The 19,395-nt window shown below is 49.2% G+C and carries 13 protein-coding genes; 2 read left to right on the top strand and 11 right to left on the bottom strand.

What is annotated here, in order from left to right; all coding sequences use genetic code 11:
* Positions 1-55: 55 nt before the first annotated feature.
* From BGO59_RS30470 to BGO59_RS30420, 11 genes are all read right to left on the bottom strand, one after another.
* Positions 56-1,060, bottom strand: a complete 1,005-nt coding sequence (locus BGO59_RS30470; RefSeq protein ID WP_293690525.1) for an XdhC family protein — start codon at positions 1,058-1,060, stop codon at positions 56-58.
* Positions 1,017-3,338: a molybdopterin cofactor-binding domain-containing protein gene (locus tag BGO59_RS30465; RefSeq protein ID WP_293690524.1), complete on the bottom strand. Its 2,322-nt coding sequence runs from the start codon at positions 3,336-3,338 to the stop codon at positions 1,017-1,019. The genes BGO59_RS30470 and BGO59_RS30465 overlap by 44 nt, the downstream gene beginning before the upstream one ends.
* 90 nt (positions 3,339-3,428) lie before the next feature.
* Entirely contained in the window at positions 3,429-4,847 is a 1,419-nt protein-coding gene (locus tag BGO59_RS30460) for an FAD binding domain-containing protein (RefSeq protein WP_293690523.1), read from the bottom strand.
* 94 nt (positions 4,848-4,941) lie between these two features.
* A complete protein-coding gene (preA, locus tag BGO59_RS30455; RefSeq protein WP_293690522.1) occupies positions 4,942-6,210 on the bottom strand; it encodes an NAD-dependent dihydropyrimidine dehydrogenase subunit PreA in 1,269 nt (422 codons plus the stop codon).
* Between the two features lie 80 nt (positions 6,211-6,290).
* Complete coding sequence (locus BGO59_RS30450; RefSeq protein WP_293690520.1) at positions 6,291-7,643, bottom strand: NAD(P)-dependent oxidoreductase; 1,353 nt, start codon at positions 7,641-7,643, stop codon at positions 6,291-6,293.
* Positions 7,644-7,748: 105 nt separating this feature from the next.
* The gene (locus BGO59_RS30445; RefSeq protein ID WP_293690518.1) at positions 7,749-8,615 is read right to left on the bottom strand and encodes a nitrilase-related carbon-nitrogen hydrolase; all 867 of its coding nucleotides are present in this window, start codon (positions 8,613-8,615) and stop codon (positions 7,749-7,751) included.
* Between the two features lie 89 nt (positions 8,616-8,704).
* Positions 8,705-10,087 carry a dihydropyrimidinase gene (gene hydA, locus BGO59_RS30440; protein WP_293690516.1) on the bottom strand — a complete coding sequence of 461 codons (1,383 nt, stop codon included), beginning with the start codon at positions 10,085-10,087 and terminating at the stop codon, positions 8,705-8,707.
* A gap of 148 nt (positions 10,088-10,235) precedes the next feature.
* Entirely contained in the window at positions 10,236-11,729 is a 1,494-nt protein-coding gene (locus BGO59_RS30435; protein WP_293690514.1) for an NCS1 family nucleobase:cation symporter-1, read from the bottom strand.
* Between the two features lie 98 nt (positions 11,730-11,827).
* Positions 11,828-12,883 (bottom strand): nucleoside hydrolase, encoded by a 1,056-nt coding sequence (locus BGO59_RS30430; RefSeq protein WP_293690512.1) that lies wholly within the window; start codon positions 12,881-12,883, stop codon positions 11,828-11,830.
* Between the two features lie 227 nt (positions 12,884-13,110).
* Positions 13,111-14,457, bottom strand: coding sequence for an aminotransferase class III-fold pyridoxal phosphate-dependent enzyme (locus BGO59_RS30425; protein ID WP_293690510.1), 1,347 nt, complete (start codon positions 14,455-14,457; stop codon positions 13,111-13,113).
* Between the two features lie 45 nt (positions 14,458-14,502).
* Complete coding sequence (locus BGO59_RS30420; protein WP_293690509.1) at positions 14,503-15,960, bottom strand: CoA-acylating methylmalonate-semialdehyde dehydrogenase; 1,458 nt, start codon at positions 15,958-15,960, stop codon at positions 14,503-14,505.
* A 251-nt stretch (positions 15,961-16,211) separates the two neighbouring features.
* Between BGO59_RS30420 and BGO59_RS30415 the strand changes: the two genes are divergently transcribed.
* Entirely contained in the window at positions 16,212-16,697 is a 486-nt protein-coding gene (locus BGO59_RS30415) for an Lrp/AsnC family transcriptional regulator (protein ID WP_293690507.1), read from the top strand.
* A 102-nt stretch (positions 16,698-16,799) separates the two neighbouring features.
* Positions 16,800-18,995 (top strand): ATP-binding protein, encoded by a 2,196-nt coding sequence (locus tag BGO59_RS30410; RefSeq protein ID WP_293690505.1) that lies wholly within the window; start codon positions 16,800-16,802, stop codon positions 18,993-18,995.
* Positions 18,996-19,395: the final 400 nt, after the last annotated feature.

Below are 19,395 nucleotides of genomic sequence, written 5' to 3'. Positions count from 1 at the left end.
TTTTTTTCGACAGGATTTACAGGATGAACAGGATAAAAGCACAGACATTTCCGGCTCATCCTGTCAATTCTGTAAATCCTGTCGATGAAAAGGAATTTTTTACCTGAATGATCTGGGCAGCAATACTAACCGCAATTTCTTCAGGAGTCTGGCTATGCATCGGGATACCAATCGGCGCGTGAATTTGGCTGAGTACCTCGTCGGAAACGCCTTCATCCCGATAAGTGGCAAACAACGTATCGATCTTCGTCTGGCTGCCCAACACCCCTACATAGCGAAACGACCTGTTCAGCAGCGCCCGGATCGCCAGATCATCGGTACGGTAACCAAACGTCATGATCACTACATAGTGGTTGTTGCCCGGAGGAATCAGATTGGTCAGATCATAATACGTTTTAACGGTGATTTTCTCATGAACGCTATCATTTAGCTGAACGGTGTGCAAATCTGGACGGTCATCGTACAGTCGGATATAAAAGTCCATCTGACTCATCAACCGGGACAACGCCAGTGCACAATGCCCCCCTCCGATAATAAACAGCTCATTTTTGTACCCCAGCCGCTCCTGAAACACCCATTCGTCAGCCGATTGACGGACAAATTTGAAATCGAATCCGGGAGTTACTCTATCCGTAAACGCAATGCCTGATGGGGACAAGCTCAGTAATCCGTTGCCATGCTGATCAAGACAGGTAACAATAGCCTGAACAACAGGTTCATCGTCGGACTGAAGTTGATATAGCAGAATCGTTTGTTCCCCGGAGCAGATCATACCGCTCTGGTTCTGAGCGGCTTTTTTATCGTGGTATTGGGTTCGGATGGATAGCTCAGATGGTTGTGTCTGTAGCTTTTCTTTAGCGAGTTCCACAAACTTATGCTCCATAATGCCTCCACCAATCGAACCTTCCATAGTACCCGATGCCGTCACCGCCATGGCAAAGCCCTGTCGACCGGGGCTACTCCCATGACTCTCCAGCACGTAGAGCAACATAACCGGCTCCCGTTGCTGAATGCACTTATGGATGCGTTGCCAGACGATTAACGACTTCGATTTGTTCATGGACAGAGGGCATCGAACCCAGCGTAGTGCTTGTTTGATATAAAGCCATCAGAAGTTTTTCGGGCGTCATGGGCGCATCGAATGGCATATCGGCTTTTGGATTAAATGCCCGGATGGCATTCCGAAGGGCAAAATAAGCACCGATACCGTACATTAAGGGTGGCTCTCCGACCGCTTTCGACCGAAATATAGCCAGGTTATCCTGCTCAGTGTTTAGCGGCTCAATGGCTATTTCTTTGGGTACCGAATAGATGTCGGGCACTTTATAGGTCGATAACGCATTGGAACGTAACCGCCCGGCTTTATCATACAGGACTTCTTCCATAGTCATCCAGCCAAGCCCCTGTACAATCCCCCCTTCAATCTGCCCTTGATCAATAAGTGGGTTCATGCTGACACCAAAATCGTGGACTACTTTAACTGATTCCATCTCATAGGTTCCACGCAGGCAATCGACTGTCACTTCGATTATCGCGGTGCCATACACATGATAGGCAAACGGATGTCCTTTTTCCTGGCTGGCGTCGTAATGAATCTCGGGGGTGGCATAGTGTGCATGTTCGGACAGGCTGACCCGTTTGGTAAACGCTTCCATCACCAGTCGGTTCCAGTCCCAGTCAGTACGCTCACCGTTTACGTAGACGCATTCATCCTTCAGGGAAATCGCTTCAGGGATCGTTTGTAATACACCCGCAGCCACCACCTGTAGCCGCTGTACAATATCAGTACAAGCTATTTGTACAGCTTTACCGTTCAGGTCAGCGGTTGCACTGGCAGCTGAGGGCGATGTATTAGCAATTCGGTAGGTACTCGTCGTCTGCAATTTCACCCGCTCGGGTCGAACAGACAGCGTTTGGGCAGCCACCTGTAGCATCTTTGTATTCACTCCCTGCCCCATCTCAACAGCACCCGTACTAACGCCCACGCTACCGTCAGTATACACATGTACCAACGCCCGTGCCTGGTTCATCCGGGTGTTCGTAAACGAGATTCCGAAGCAAATCGGCATCAACGCGAAGGCCTTCTTAGTCAATAGGTTAACACTGTTAAATGAATCGATTCTGGAACGGATCGAGTCCAGGCTATATAACTCAATCGCTTTGTTCCAACAGGCCTGCGCTTCGCTTACGGCTTTCTGTCCATAGGCAAATTCATCGCCCGTTTTATTCAGGTTTTTAGCCTGTATGACCGATGCTTCGACCCCTAAGGCCTCGGCAGCTTTGGCAATGGCGGCTTCGATGACGAACATGCCCTGCGGTCCTCCAAACCCCCGGAAGGCCGTATTTGGGGGAAGATGGGTTCGGCAACTGTAGGCTGTAGCGGTTACGTTCGGAATAAAATAGGTGTTGGTACAATGAAACAAGGTTCGTTCGAGAACTGCCGGTGATAGGTCGGCAGCCGCCCCGGCATTCTGATAAAACGTAGCCTCATAGGCTATAATCGTCAAATCGTCGTCCAGACCGATTTTAAAGTCCGATGAATACGGATGTCGTTTGCCGGTCATGGCCATATCTTCCATCCGATGCAGCGAATATTTGACGGGTTTTCGGAGCACATGAGCCGCCAGGGTACACAGAGCCGCCCACATGTTAGCCTGATCTTCTTTACCGCCAAACCCACCTCCCAGCCGCGTGACATCGACATCGACCTGGTGCATGGCCAGACCCGACGACCGTGAAACAGCCCGTTGTACAGCCGTTGGACCCTGGGTCGATGAATAGAGTTTTATGCCGTTGTTCTCCTGCGGAATTGCATATGCGCCCTGGGTTTCGATGTACAAATGCTCCTGACCATTGGTTTCGGTTCGTCCCTCGAAAATGTGCGTACACTGTGCCCAGGCGGCTGTGGTATCGCCCAGCTTGTGCGTTCGGGGCCTGACAATCAGCTCGCCTTTGGCCTGCGCTTCGCGAGGGTCGGTGATAATGGGTAAGGGGTCAATCGCTACCGTTATTTTTTTTACGGCCGCCCGGGCCATATCATCGCTTTCGGCCACGACAAACACAATCGGCATCCCGCAATAATGCACGTGATGCTCGGCCAGTAAAGGTTCATCGGGAACGATACCCCCAATCTGGTTTTCGCCGGTTACGTCTTTATAGGTAAACAATTTAACCACACCGGGCATGGCTTCAGCAACCGAAAGGTCCAGATGTCGGATAACGCCATGCGCCACAGGTGAGCCAAAGGCAGCCCCGAACAACGTCCCCTGAATCAGTGGAATATCGTCCAGATACACCGATTCTCCCCGCACATGCGTTCTGGAATCTATATTTTTCATCGACTTATCCTGATTTATATAGAACACAGATTATTATGATCGTTATGATTACGATCGGTGTCAATCATAACGATCATAATAATCTGTGTTCTATTGAATCAATAACGATTCTGCCTTCAACTCTGGAAACAACTTGATAAAATGCGCTTTGATCAATTGACTGAGCAGTAGCCGTTTATAGGCTTCTGTTCCTCGGGCATCGCTGATGGGTGTAATATCCGTTTGCGCTACATTCGCGGCTTCAAGAATCAACGCTTCACTAATCGGCTGGCCAATTAAAAATGCTTCGGTATTGGTCAGCCGTTTGGGAATGGGTGCCACACCACCCGCTGATAGTGTTACCGAGGTTATTACCTTGCCTTCGACGGTTAGTTGAATGGCCGAATTGACGCTGGCAATATCCAGATGGGTACGCTTACTCACCTTTTCGAAATTGAACCGGGTGGTATTAGCTGGCAGGGTAAACCCTATACGGACCAGAAACTCCTCGAGACGTTTATCGAGTGTTTTATACCCCAGATACAGATCCCGTAAGAGCAACTCACGAGTCTGTACACCGTCACTCAAGGTAATGACGGCATCCAGCGCCAGAAAAATGATCGTAAAATCGCCAATCGGTGAGGCATTGATGAAGTTACCACCAAGGGTTGCCATATTTCGAATCGGTGTCGAAGATACCAGTTTTGTATACGCCTTGAAATCAGGGAAGTAGTGCTGCATCACAGGTGATTCAACCAAATCGGACACCGTGGTAGAGGGGCCGATCCAACACTGATTCCTATCCTGCCAGATTCCCTGTAATTCGGCGTTATCGGCTAAAAACCGGATCGATGCCTCTTTGATCTCATCGTGTTTTTGCACATACACATCCGTTCCTCCACCAACACGTTGCGCAACTGAATCATCCTGTTTCAGCTCACCATTCAGGTTTACCTTCATCGCCAGTAACCGCTCTTCGATCGCAACGAAATAGGTTGGTAAAATCCCCCGATCGGCTACAAACTGCGCTGGAGATTCATTGTCCTGTCGTGATCGCACCAGTTCAGCCACACGCCCGGCCGCTCGCTCTATCGACTTATAGCCGGTACATCGGCAGATATTCCCATCAACGGCGGCTATCGCGTTGGCTGTAGTGGATGCCTTATGGCTGAGGCAATACCCGGCCAGCGACATGACAAAGCCGGGCGTACAGAACCCACATTGAGTAGCCGATTCGTCGGCCATTGCCTGTTGAATGAGATTCAGATCATCTGTATTGAGCCCTTCTATCGTTACAATGTGTTTTCCATGCGCATTACCCAGTGGCATCAGGCAGGACGTAGCTGTTCGATAACGAAGGCTACCGGTCGATACATCGCCCACCAACACCGTACAGGCTCCGCAATCCCCTTCCCGACAGCCAATTTTAGTACCCGTCAGGTGTTGGTGATAGCGCACAAAGTCGAGCACCGTCGTGCCTGGTGGCAGCGTCGTACGAACATCTTTCGTATTTAATATGAAGGAAATCAATTTTAAATTCTTTTTCGACAGGATTTACAAGATGAACAGGATGATTATGTAGGCAACCAATAACCACTGATTACATCTCCAATGACAATCTATGTCAGTGGTCGTTCAGCGGCAGGCCGCGCCGTTGGAATTCTTTCCAGTTAAGGTACTCGTCGCCTTTACGTTGTTCGACCATCGTAATACAGTCATCGACTGGACAAACTAATTTACACAAATTACAGCCAACACACTCGTTTTCAATGATCGAATAGGTGTTGTAAGGCTTTCCATACGTCAGATTGATGGCTTGGTGGGACGTGTCTTCACAGGCGATGTAGCATAGACCGCAGTGAATACACTTGTCCTGGTTGATGTTGGCAACAATGTGGTAGTTAATATCGAGATCTTCCCAGTGTGTGATGGTTGGAACCGATTTACCAATGAAGTCGTAAACGGTTTTAAACCCTTTTTCATCCATCCAGTTGTTCAGCCCGTCGCACAGGTCGTCGATGATCCGAAAACCATGCTTCATAACAGCCGTGCAAACCTGCACCGATGTGGCCCCCAGCAACATAAACTCGGCGGCATCTTTCCAGGTGCTAATACCCCCAATCCCTGAGATCGGTACGCGCGAGGTAACCGGGTCCTGGGCAATGGTCGTCAGCATTTTCAGGGCGATGGGTTTCACCGCCGGTCCGCAATACCCGCCGTATACCGACTTCCCGGCTACATACGGATTCGGCACCAGGGTATTCAGATCCACACCCGTCACGGACTGAATCGTATTGATCAGGGAAAGCGCGTTGGTTCCACCCTCGACCGAGGCCCGGCCCGTCGGCACGACCGAATGCACGTTGGGCGTCAACTTGGTAATGACCGGAATCGTCGCCTTTTCCATCACCCATTCCACCACCATTTTAGCGATTTCGGGGTCCTGTCCAACGGCCGCGCCCATGCCCCGTTCGGTCATACCATGTGGACAACCGAAGTTCAGTTCAAGACCATGGGCACCCGTATCTTCGACCTGTGCAATCAGTTCGTGCCATTTCTCACGGGTATTATCCGCCATAAGTGACACAACCATTGCCCGATCGGGAAACTCCCGAACGCACTCGGCAATTTCGCGCAAGTTTATGTCAAGGGGCCTATCTGAAATCAGTTCGATATTGTTCAATCCCATTACTTTAGTGCCGTTGTAATCGACAGCCGAGTAGCGTGACGACACATTCTTGACCTGCGAACCCAGCGTTTTCCAGACAACACCGCCCCAACCGGCCTCAAAAGCCCGCAGTACATTATATTTTTTATCCGTCGGTGGAGCACTCGCCAGCCAGTACGGATTCGGTGATTTGATACCGAGGAAGTTAGTGCTTAAATCTGCCATGTTTAAAGAGTGAAAGAGCGAATGAGTGAAAGAGTGGAGGTTGCTTATGCCGGAGTTTGTCGCGCCAGCGATTCGCTCTTTCACTCATTCGCTCTTTCACTCATTTTTTTTAGTATCGCTCGTGCTCCGTCTTTACCTGCCTGTACGGCATCGACCACTTCTTTACCACCGTTGACACAGTCGCCACCGGCAAAAACACCGGGGATGTTGGTTTCGCAGTGTTCATTGATCGCCAGTTTACCGTACCAGTTCGTAAGCTGGTTGTTCGTTACCAGCTCTTCGTAGGGAATTTGTCCGGCGGCTTTGATCACCATATCGACATCCAGCGTAATGGTTTCACCTGTTTCCACGGGTGTACGACGGCCACTGGTATCAGGGACGCTCAGTTCCATAACGTTACAAATCAGTTGGGTAACCCGCCCATTTTCGCCCAGGATTTCTTTAGGCGATGCCAGCCAGATCAGGTTACAGCCGTCCAGCTTTGCCAGATTCAGTTCGACTTCAGTACTTGGCATTTCGGCCTGCGTCCGGCGATACACGATGGTTACCTCTTTGGCACCCAGCCGTTTAGCCTGCGTTGCGGCATCGATAGCCGTCATACCCAACCCGATAACCGCCACCTTATCGCCCACCGGAACAGCCGGGTAGCCTTTCTCCCGGATGTCGTAGATGAACCGGATGGCATCCTCAACACCTTCGAGGTCTTCGCCGGGAATACCCAAATGGCGGGCAACGCCAACACCAATACCCAGATAAACCGCGTCATAACCGGCCTGAAGTTCGGCTAATGTCAGGTTTCGACCCAGTTCCTGATCATATTTGATGGTAATGCCACCGAGTGAAGTGATAAAATTCACTTCGTCTTCACAAAACTGGGGCGTCACTTTATAAGCCGCAATGCCGTAGGTCATCAAACCGCCCCCTTTGCTTTCCTTCTCGTAGATCGTCACATCGACCCCTTCGCGGCTTAATACGTGGGCGCAACTCAATCCTGCCGGACCAGCGCCCACTACGGCCACTTTTTTGCCGACGGAGGGCTTTCGCTGAAACAGGGGCCACTTTTGCGCAATGGCTTTTTCGGTCGAATACCGTTGGAGCCGGGCAATCGGAATGGGGGGTTCATCGAGCAAATTATACACGCAGGCGCCTTCGCACAGTTTTTCGACAGGGCAGACTTTCGAGCAGCCGCCCCCCATGATGTTGGCATCCAGAATGGTATAGGCCGCCCCCTTTAGGTTGTCGGTGGTAATCTGTTTGATGAATTTAGGAATATTGATACTCGTCGGGCAGCTTTTCGTGCAAGGGGCATCGTAACAAAACAGGCAGCGATTGGCTTCCACCAAAGCCGCTTCGCGTGTTTCGAAGGGCGGGTGGATGTCGCTGAAGTTTTGTTCGTACTGTTCAGTCGTTAATCGGTTATTGAGGATAGCCATAGTCAAGGAGTGAGGAGCGAGGAGTGAGGAGCGAGAATGGCTGACGCAAAATCCCTTTGGCTTGCGCAAGCTATTCTCGCTCCTCACTCCTCGCTCCTATTACTTTTACAATTCCACCAATTCCTTATACGTTTCTGGGCGCCGGTCGCGGAAGAACTGCCAGACGCTACGAACTTCATCGATCATATCCAGATCAAATTCGGCAATGAGTAGTTCGTCTTTATCTTCCGAAGCCTGAGCGAAGATTTGGCCACGTGGATCCACGAAATACGAAGAGCCATAAAAACGACCCAGATTCCAGGGTTTTTCTTCACCCACGCGGTTAATGCAGCCCATAAAATAGCCATTGGCGGCTGCATGGGCGGGCTGTTCCAGCTTCCAGAGGTACTGCGACAGACCAGCCACCGTCGCCGACGGATTATACACAATCTCAGCCCCGTTCAGTCCCAGACAGCGGGCCCCATCGGGGAAATGACGGTCGTAGCAGATGTATACTCCGATTTTAGCGTAGCGTGTCTGGAAAACGGGATAGCCTAGATTGCCGGGTTTAAAGAAGAATTTCTCCCAGAAACCCGATGTATGTGGAATGTGATTCTTGCGGTATTTACCCAGATACGTGCCATCGGCATCGATTACGGCAGCCGTATTATATAAAACCCCAGCCTGTTCCTTTTCATAGACCGGAACAATCATCACCATATTATACTTTTTGGCATATTCCGCCATCCGGTCAGTGGTAGGGCCAGGCACCGTTTCGGCGGATTTGTACCAGTCGGCATTTTGTCCCGGACAGAAATAGGGCGTATTAAATATTTCCTGCAAACACAGAATCTGAACGCCTTTCTGACCGGCTTCCTCAATGAGCGGAATGTGCTTCTGCACCATCGCTTCCTTGATTTCCTCTATCGTACCTTCACCTTCGGTCATTGGAAGGCTCATCTGGATCAATCCCGATTTAATGATTCGTGGCATGCTTACGTTGGGTTTGTTGGTTTCGCAGGGAGGGTGGAGCCGGGAGTTTGTTCTATTTCTCCAAGCTCCCGGCTCCACCCTCCCTGCCTTTAAATTGTTCCGTTTACTTTTTTGCGCTTAATAAATTGGCCATATCCCTTGTCGATCAGGCATTGATTGTCATCGACAGCAACCGTGCCGCGTAATAGAACCGTTTTTACCTTACCCGTCAGCTCCCAGCCTTCATAGCCAGAATAATCGACGTTCATGTGGTGGGTTTTGGCCGATAGGGCGTGTTTTTCTTCCGGGTCAAAAATAACGATATCGGCATCGCTTCCTATTCCGATGGTACCTTTCCGGGGAAACATACCGAAAATCTTGGCGGGGTTCGTACAGGCTACTTCCACATACTTGTTCAGCGTGATTTTGCCTTTCCCGACGCCTTCGCTATATAATAATTCCATCCGGTTTTCGATAGCCGGGTGTCCATTTGGAATCTTCGAGAAATCATCCCTGCCCATCAGCTTCTGCTCCCACATGAATGGGCAGTGATCGGTCGCCACCACCTGTACAAGTCCCTGATTGATACCAGCCCAAAGGGCTTGCTGGTCTTTCTTCTCCCGCAACGGCGGACTCATCACCCATTTGGCTCCCTCGAAATCCTTCTCGTACAGAGACGCATCCAGAATCAGGTATTGAATACAGGTTTCGGCAAACACTTTCTGGTTCCGGCGAGTGGCATTCCGTACCCCATTCAACGCCCCTTCGCAGGTCATATGCACGATATAGCCGGGACAACCCGTGTAGTCGGCCAGGTCGGTAAAACGACAGCTCGCTTCGGCTTCCGTCACTTCGGGCTGGGATAAATAATGATAAAGCGGAGCTAATTTCCCTTCCGACCGATGTTTCGCAATCAGGTAGTCGATCATATCCCCATTGGTGGCATGAACGGTCACCATCCCGCCCTGCTTTTTCACCTCCTGCATCAGGCCGACCATCTGGCTGTCGTTAATCATCAACGCCCCTTTATAGGCCATAAAGGTTTTAAACGACGTAATTCCCTCGTTTTCAACCATATCCTTGATTTCCGCCTTCGAGTCCTCGTTGAAGTCGGTTACGGCCATGTGAAAACTATAATCCCCAACGGCCGTTCCACGAGCCCGAGAATTCCAGTCGGCAAGAGCGTCTTTCAGCGAATGGCCCTGTTTCTGCAATACAAAATCAATAACCGTTGTGGTGCCGCCAAAGAGTGCCGCGCGGGTTCCGGTTTCATAGGTATCGCTCGAGAACGTCCCCATGAACGGCATGGACAAATGCACATGCGGGTCGATACCGCCTGGAAACACGAGCTTGCCCGATGCATCGATTACGGCATCGGCCTGAATGGGTAAATTCTTTCCAATGGCCGAAATGGTTTCGCCCTCAATGTAAATATCCGCAACGTAATCCTCAGCCGCCGTAATAACCCGGCCGTTTTTAATGAGTATAGACATTGGCTAAACTCTCTTCAACAGGAAGAGATGAACTGCTTTAGGTTTCTAAAATACCGGCCTTTTCCCAGTTGATGAGGGACTGTACATGTAAAACGAAAAAAAGGCTATGGTATCGTACGATTTACTATAGGTGCTGGGGCTGCGCTACTTAACTCACAGTCAATTGGCGTTCCTGCACAGTATCCCGGCTTCGCATCAATCCCAGATACACACTACCACTCAGGAAAAAGCCTACAAACCAGGCATAATTATAAAGCTGTGAAATCCAGGCGGGTACACTATCAGCCGGGATAGCGTGAATGGTCGTCAGAAAGCCGGGAATATTGGGAATAATGCCAGCCAGCAAGGCAATGATAGCCGATGAATTGACTCCGTTTTTAAAACTATATATCCCGGTTGTGCTGTAAAGATCGTTCAAATCAAGCTTCTGTCTCCGCAGGAAAAAATAGTCGGCAATCATAATCCCGCCAACCGGCCCAAGCAGGCTCGAGTAGCCAACCAGCCAGGTAAAAATAAAGCCCGTTGGATCGGCAATGAGCTTCCAGGGAAAAATCAGAATACCAATAACACCCGTAATGTATCCACCCTTTCGAAAATCGATTTTAGAAGGAGCCAGATTCGCAAAGTCGTTAGCGGGGCTGACAATGTTGGCTGCAATATTGGTTGCCAGTGTGGAGACCGCTACCGAAATCATCGCCACACTGACCAGTAGTTTATTATCAAATTTTCCGGCCAGAATCAGGGGGTCCCAGATGGTGGTTCCGTAGATGATCGTCGTAGCCGAGGTAACGACTACCCCAATGAATGAGAACAAGGTCATAGAGGGCGGTAAGCCGATAGCCTGTCCTTTGATCTGCGCTTGCTGACTGGTGGCGTAGCGGGTAAAATCGGGAATATTCAGTGAGAGAGTCGCCCAGAAACCCACCATCCCGGTTAGAGCGGGAAAGAAAAAGGCGAAGAACGCCGATGAGTCTGCGAATTTAGATGATTGCTGTAGAATAGGCCCTAATCCATTCCCAGCCGAAATTGCCCACCAAAGGAGCGCCAGGGCAGCTACCGGCAGAAAAAAAGCCTTGAACAGGAGAAGCTTTTTGATGCTTTCCACGCCCAGATAAACAACATACATGTTCAGCAGCCAGAAGAGTAAAAAACAGATGGCGGGCCCGGTCTGTAACCCAAACGATGCCGGGAAGATGTCGGGTAATGTTTCCAGGGATGGAATCCAAAGCCGTAGCATCTGGTATACAGAAAACCCACCGAGCCAGGTCTGAATCCCAAACCAGCCACAGGCTACAATGGCCCGCAGCAAGGCCGGAATATTGGCTCCGCTGGTTCCAAAACTGGCCCGCGCCAATACAGGAAACGGAATACCGTATTTAGCCCCTGCATGACCGTTCAGAATCATTGGAACGAGTACAATAGTATTCCCCAAAAAAATGGTCAGAATAGCCTGCCACCAGTTCATGCCCCCTTCAATTAGTGAACTGGCCATCATATACGTAGGAATACACAGACTCATACTGATCCAGAGAGCCGCATAGTTCCAGGTATTCCAGGTCCGCTTCGATACGGGAATGGGAGCCAGATCTTCGCTATAGAGGGCCGACGATTCGTCTACGTGGGCTTCAGTTTGCTGCTGCATGAGGTTCGTGTTTGTGCGGAGCGGCCCATGTCGTTTGCAGTTTTATTGACCATAATACGTCATTCAGTACGGGCCGCTCCGCACAAACTACAAACTCTTTAACTTATTTTCAAGGTATCGAATACCAGTTTCTTAAACCGGGATTCATCAGCCTCTACACAAATGGTGGCGTTTGGGGCTTTTTTCCATACACCTAACTCATCGATAGCCAACGCACCCAGTGTCAGTTCGCCCCGTGTTTCCACATCCACAAAGCGTGATACAGACTGGGTTACCAATGTCGGATCAATAACGGCGGCTATGGTGATCGCGTCGGGATGATTGGAGCCATTCATTTTCTGGTGCTCTTTACAATACTTTCGACGAACGCGATTGATTTTCATAAAAAAATCGGAATACTTCGTTCCCAGCGTAGCCACCTGATCATAATCGTCGTCGGTGAAAACAGAGCTTTTTACGCTCACATCGAAGCCAACCGTCGTAATCGGAATACCCGACTGAAACACAATCCGGGCCGCTTCGGGGTCTACCCAGGCATTATAGGTCGCCCCCGGATTGATATTTCCGTAAAACTTGTAAAACCCTCCCATGAAATACAGCCCTTTCACCTTTTTGGCAATGGCCGGTTCTTTCAGCAGAGCCAGCGCGATGTTGGTCAACGGCCCGATGGCCACGATGGTCAGTTCGCCTGGATTGGCGTTAACAAGTCGAATGATGGCATCTACGGCGTGTTCTTTCTCGGGTTTTTGTTTAGGGTCCGGAAAAAACGAATCACTCATCCCATCACTCCCATGCACATACGTTGCTGTTCCATGCACCTCACGAGTCAGTGGCCGGGCCGAGCCCTGATACACCGGAATCTGCCCCGACTTTCCCGCTAGTTCAAGCGTGTAGAGTGCATTTTTTGTCTGCTGCTCAAAGCCAACGTTTCCTACAGCGATGGTAATAGCCTCAACAGCCAGCTTTGGCGAACTCACTGCCATTAATACGGCCAGCGCATCATCGGTAGCCGTATCCGTATCCAGTATGATTCGCTTTCTGGAGTCGACCGTTTTGGGTTTCGTCTTGGCAGACGCAAGCGTCATAGCAGGCAAAAATGTCGAGGCCGTACCGACCGAAAGGGCACCAATAAATTTGCGTCTTGACGTTAACATGCTTCTTTGGCTCTTTTTATTTACGAAATCTTACTTTCAGTTCACAGTTACAGCCTAAAATCCCGCAAATAAGATACCAAACCAACGATTTGTTCGTGACAGAGGGGCAAATTCGTTGGTATTTCTGACAGGTTCGAAAGTATCCATCCATTGGCCATTAATCTTGCTAACCCAACCAACAGAAACTCGCCATTTCTAATACATTTATAGTGAGTGATTAATACCGTTTACTCAACATATGCATCAGCAATCCGCAGAGCCTCACTGATAATGGACAGCCCTTCGTCGATCTGCTCTTTCGTTACACAAAGTGGTGGAGCCACGAATACATAACTCCAGCGCACGAACGTATACATACCCAACTCCTTGATTTTTGCCGCTACTTTGCCCATTACGGCCATATCCTCAGGTTTGGCGTTAAAGGGTGCCATTGCTGCTTTGGTGGCCCGATTTTTGACAATTTCAAAACACCCCAGTAAACCCGTCGTTCGGAAGTCGCCAATACAGGGATGCTTTTGTTTCATCAGTTCTGCCTGCTGGGCTACGTAACGCCCCATCTCAGCCGCATTCTCGATCAGGTTCTCATCTTCGTAAATTTTGATTGTTTCCAGCGCAGCCGCACAACCGACGGGGTGAGCATTATAGGTCATACCAGTTGCCAGTACGGTATCGTTGTACTTTGCCGCAATTTTATCGGTTATCATCAGGCAGCCAAAGGGTATATAACCACTCGTAATGCCCTTCGCCATGGTCACCATATCGGGCACAATGCCGTGATTTTCAAAACCAAACCACTTACCCGTCCGGCCAAATCCGCTCATTACCTCATCGATAATCAATAAAATGCCGTATTTATCGCAGATCTCGCGAACGGCCTTCAGATACCCGTCCGGATATTGCAAACAACCCGATGTCCCCGACTCACCTTCCAGAAGAATGGCGGCTATGTTACCTGGCCCTTCATACGCAATAATGCGTTCAAGTTGCTCCACCGAATCGGATAACATACTCGCTTCCTCGTGGTTCCAGCGGTAGCGATAGGGGATGTCGACGTGAACAAAATTAGGGGCCTGCTGTGCATCATCGGGAAGTTTTCGGGGGTCTCCTCCTACCGATAAGGCGCCATACGTGGCTCCGTGATAGGACTGGTATCGGCTGATGATTTTATGCCGCCCGGTATATGACCGGGCCATTTTCAGCGCGGCTTCGATAGACGTGGCTCCACAAAGGGTGAAATAGGCCTTATTGAGGTCTCCGGGGCAGATTTCGGCTAGTTTTTTACCCAGTTCACCCCGCACTTTTGTAACACAGTAGGGCGTAACATAGCTAACCTCCTGCATCTGACGAACTACCGCTTCGGTAATCCGCTGGTTACCGTGACCGATATTGACATTCATCAGGCCAGATGAGAAGTCGATATACCGTTTGTCGTCATAATCATACAGATACACCCCTTTTGCATACTTCACTGCGATGGGTGAAATCCCCTGCTGCTTGCTCCAGACAAAAACGGTAGAGTCGAAATTGTCCTGAAGAACTTCTTCTTTTTCAGTAAATGAAATGGTATCCAGCATAAAATGTACGGTTTACCTTATCAGCTTTTGGTTATCGTAAGTCTATTAACTCATCCAGTTTATACCCGCTTCAGGGTTCCATTTGGTGGTAGTTTTCTTCAACTTCGTCCAGAATTCGATGGAGCTTTTGCCCGTAATATCGCCAACTCCAAACCGACTCTCGTTCCAGCCACCAAATGAAAAAGGTTCACGCGGAACGGGCACGCCCACATTAACCCCCACCATACCCGCACTTGCCCGGTCCATGACGTAGCGGGCCATTCCACCATTTTGGGTAAACACTGCTGCCGCATTGCCATACGGGTTCGCATTTTCAATAGCCAGCGCATCGTCAACGGTTTTGGTCCGCATGATGCTGATGACCGGGCCAAAAATCTCCTCCTGTGCAATCGCCATATCGGGCCGAACATAGTCGATAACCGTCGGCCCAACGTAGGTCCCTGCTTCTTTACCGTCTACAGTCGGGTTGCGCCCGTCAACGAGTACTGTAGCCCCCTGCTCTTCCGCTTCGGTAATGTAGCGTTCGATTCGCTCTTTCGACGCCCGGTTGATAACGGCCCCCAGGTTTTTACCCGGTACTACTTTTCTGGCTTCCTCGCACAATTTTTCAATGATGTGATCGACGGGTCCAACGGCTACCATCGCCGAAGCAGCCATACAGCGTTGACCAGCACAGCCTGCCATCGATGCCGTAATATTTTGCGCTGTCATAGACGGTATGGCATCGGGCAGAACGATCAGGTGGTTTTTGGCACCACCCAGTGCCAGGCATCGTTTGAAGTTGCTCGTAGCCCGCTGGTACACCAATTTAGCAATCTTAGTCGACCCGACAAACGATACCGCTTCGATACCGGGATGGTCGCAAATGGCATTGACAACGTCGCTATCGCCGTGAATAATATTGAATACGCCCTTGGGCAAACCCGCTTCCTGTAATAATTCGGCCAGTCGTCCAACGCTTAGCGGTACTTTCTCCGACGGTTTGATAATCATGCAGTTACCAAGCGCAATAGCATTGGGTATGGTCCAGTTCGGCACCATACTCGGAAAGTTGAATGGTACGATGCTAGCCACTACCCCCACCGGCACCCGCTCGGTTCGGCACTCTACCCCACGGCTCACCTCCAGTACTTCCCCCGTTACGATCTGCGGTAACGAACAGGCAAACTCCGACAGTTCAGCCCCTTTTTCAATTTCGGCAACAGCCTCCTCGTAGGTTTTCCCGTTCTCTTCCTGCACGAGTAGCGCCAGCTCTTTCAAATTCTTCTCCAGCAGTGCCTTATAGCGAAAAAAGACCTGAACCCGTTCTTTCAGAGTAGTCCGGCTCCAGGCCGGAAAAGCCGCCTGTGCCGCCTGTACCGCCCTATCCAGATCCGTGGCGGTCGACAAAGGAACGGTCGATAAATGCGTACCATCTACGGGTGAAATTACATCCAGCGTCTGGTCGCTAGCCGCATCGACAAATGTTCCATTTATGTAATTCTGAACAGGCTTATACTTCATGGCTTTGTTGAGGTACTACATTTTTTGCAGAAATAGAGTATGCAAACTAAAAAATAGTTAGATACAAGTCAATTTTTAACAATATTTTTACAGACAAATAGTTTCTGACAGGATTCACAGGATGTACAGGATTTTTTGCGTAGATCTAATCAATATCCTCAAATCGGGGCTCAAGCGGATAAAATCTACGCACAGGCTTATTTGCATGAACACAATCCTGTACATCCTGTAAATCCTGTCGAAAAACAGCTATGGAAAAGAATAGTAGTGTACTGGACGATCTGGATTTCGCCATTCTTTCCTGCCTACAGAGAGATGGCCGAATGTCGTTTACCGAAATTGCGGAACACCTGAATGTATCGGTTGGAACGGCCCGAACGCGGCTGAATCGACTGCTCGAAGAAGGGGTCATTAGTATTGTTGGGCGGGTCGACCCCGATAAAGTTGGTTTTCGGGCGTATGCGCATATTGCCATATACGTGCGACCAGCAACGCGGAAAGAGCCAGTTGCTTTACAGATTGCCCAACTGCCTGAAGTTAGTTTTCTGGCCAGTACCTCAGGCGATTATGACCTGGAAGTGGATGTGATGTGCCCTACCAACCATGATCTGGTCGAGTTTATTAACGAAATTTCGAAGATTGAAGGGGTTTATCAAACCAAAACCACCCTGTATTTTAAGGTGTATAAATATGCTCAACCTGATCTGAATATTTTATCTGGTAAATCGTCAACCTGATCGTGTCATTAACATACGACCGCCAGTAACTGATGGTTTATCCTGGCAAATCGCGTATTTTGGGCATCCGTACCTCATAGCAAACGCTAACGATTGTCGCTGGTGAAAACATTTCTTTTTCTTTTTTGGGGATGGTTAGGCTTGATCGCTTCCGTAAAGGCGCAACACAACCTGCCTCCAGTATTCGAAATAAGCACAGATTCAGCTTTCTTCCGGCTCGATACAACTCATTTCCAGATCCTGGAGGATACACACGGGGCATTTACGTTAAAGCAAGTTCTAAACCACCCCTCTTTTCGATACGACAAATTTTACTCGCGCCATCGTCATGCGCATACGTATTGGATGCGCATGCGCCTTAAAAACGCTCTGCCTCACCCATTGCGCGTCTATTACTGTGATTTTAACAGCGACTATATCGATTTATACAGGCAGGACAGTACGGGCGAATGGCAACACCAGCAAACGGGTGATCTTGTTCCATTTAGCGAGCTCCCTGTCCATAATGGGAGCCCAGAACGGGCCAGACTTTTTTTTACCCTATCACCCGGTCAGGAAACCATCCTTTATGAGCGGGCTCACAATACCTTATGGCATCCTCCCCTTACCTATCTGTCGCCCCAGTTACAAACCGAACAGGGGCGTATGGAAGCCGTCTTTAAAAACATAGTGACCGAAAAAGGCTGGAAAAATTACCTCATTGAAGGGATTATTATCGGTATATTATTCCTGGCCTCCTGCTACAATGTATTCGTCTATTATTCAATCAAAGACAGAGTCTACCTCTATTTCGGCATTTGTCTGTTTTTCTTTGTGTTAGATCGAAATCATTACCGCCTTCAGTTAGCCTTTTTTGAAGAATATCCATACGAGGTCAAACTGATTGCCAATTTTTTCTTCATTATCTTTTTTATCTTTTTCATACAGTCAATTCGGAAGTTACTTCAGCCACCCTCATCCCTGGCCCGGCTGGACAAGATCATTTCGACTGCGCTGATCTTAACCGTAGTAGCTAATATCGTACAGATTATTGGCTATGGTACACCGATTATTCCGATGGACGAATGGGCCATACTGATCGAAGTACTGATCCGGTTCATCTACGGCCTCTGTATGTTCATGGCGTATAGCCGGATGAAGCAGGGTTTACTGGAAGCGCGGTATCTCCTGCTGGCCCTTACTCCACTTTTCCTGCTCTGGCTTTTCACACTGACAACCGCAATACTGGGTATGTACTTTAATGTAGACCTTCCCCGTATCATTTATCAAAATGTGGAATATGTAGAAAGTGCATGCTTCGCCTGGATGATTATCGTATTTACCGGGGCACTTATGAATCGGTATAAACTGATTCGACAACAGGTTATTCAGCAGGCCATCGAAAAAGAACAGCTCGAAAAAGAACAGGAAATTGAGCGTAATCGGCTGATTGCGGCACAGAACGAACGCCTGGAGCGCGAAGTAGAAGCCCGAACAGCAGCTTTAAGGCATTCGCTGGAAGAGCTAAAAACAACGCAGGATCAACTTATTCAGCAGGAGAAGCTGGCTTCTCTGGGGGAGTTGACGGCTGGCATTGCCCACGAAATCCAGAACCCGCTCAACTTCGTGAACAATTTTTCCGAAGTATCGACCGAACTGATTGAGGAACTGAAAGAAGGGCCCATCCAGCAACTGCCCGACTCCGAAAAAGCCTATGCGGAGGAAATTATGGGCGACTTAACCCAGAACCTGCAAAAAATTACGCACCACGGTAAACGGGCCGATTCCATCGTAAAAGGCATGCTGGCACACAGCCGAAGTAGTAGCGGGCAAAAGCAACCGACCAAGTTAAACGACCTGGTCGATGAATTTTTACGTATCGCTTACCATGGGCTACGGGCCAAAGACAAATCGTTTAACGTTGAGTTACAACTTGACCTTGATCCTTCGGTTGGTCTGGTCAATCTGGTGCCGCAGGATATGGGTCGGGTATTACTTAACCTATACAATAATGCCTTCTATGCAATCCAGTCCAAACAAAAACAAGCCGATCAGGACTACAAGCCAAGGGTACAGGTCAAAACAAGAAAAGATGAAGACTTTGTATTCATCTGTGTTCATGACAATGGAATAGGCATTCCCAACGAAATTCTTCACAAAATCTATCAGCCATTTTTTACCACAAAACCGACTGGTCAGGGCACTGGACTGGGGCTATCGTTGAGTTATGACATTATTACTAAAGGGCATAATGGCGAAATCCAGGTTCATACGCAGGCAGGAGAAGGCACAGAGTTCATCATTAAATTACCTAACTAGAATGCTGGTTTTCCAGGCCAGCCTCTGACAACATCATACATTCCGGTAAACGGGTAGGCTGTAAGTGCCAGCCTGAACATCTGAATTAAAAAATTCTTCATGCCTGTACGACGTGGTCGACTTCGTGTTTATGTGCATTATCTGGTGTCGTTTATACGATCCATGATCATCCTTCCCAGCTCATTTTGAGGCATTTCTTTGTCAGATTCCGAACGGAACAGGCACAGTTTATGTTATACATTTACAACCGAAATAGCCCGTTGGGCTGCCAATCCCCCGCTTTTGTTTCGTTACACTTAACTTGGCCATTTGTACAAGTCAGTGCTTTTGCGTCTATATTTGGGCCGGTCGGTCTGAAAAAGCAGCTCAAAACCGGAAACCGATCTGAGCGTTATATAGA

The sequence above is a fragment of the Spirosoma sp. 48-14 genome, assembly GCF_001898575.1.
Taxonomy (GTDB): Bacteria; Bacteroidota; Bacteroidia; order Cytophagales; family Spirosomataceae; genus Spirosoma.
The sequence above is the reverse complement of the archived record's forward strand: the minus strand, read 5'-3'. Positions and strand labels throughout refer to the sequence as shown.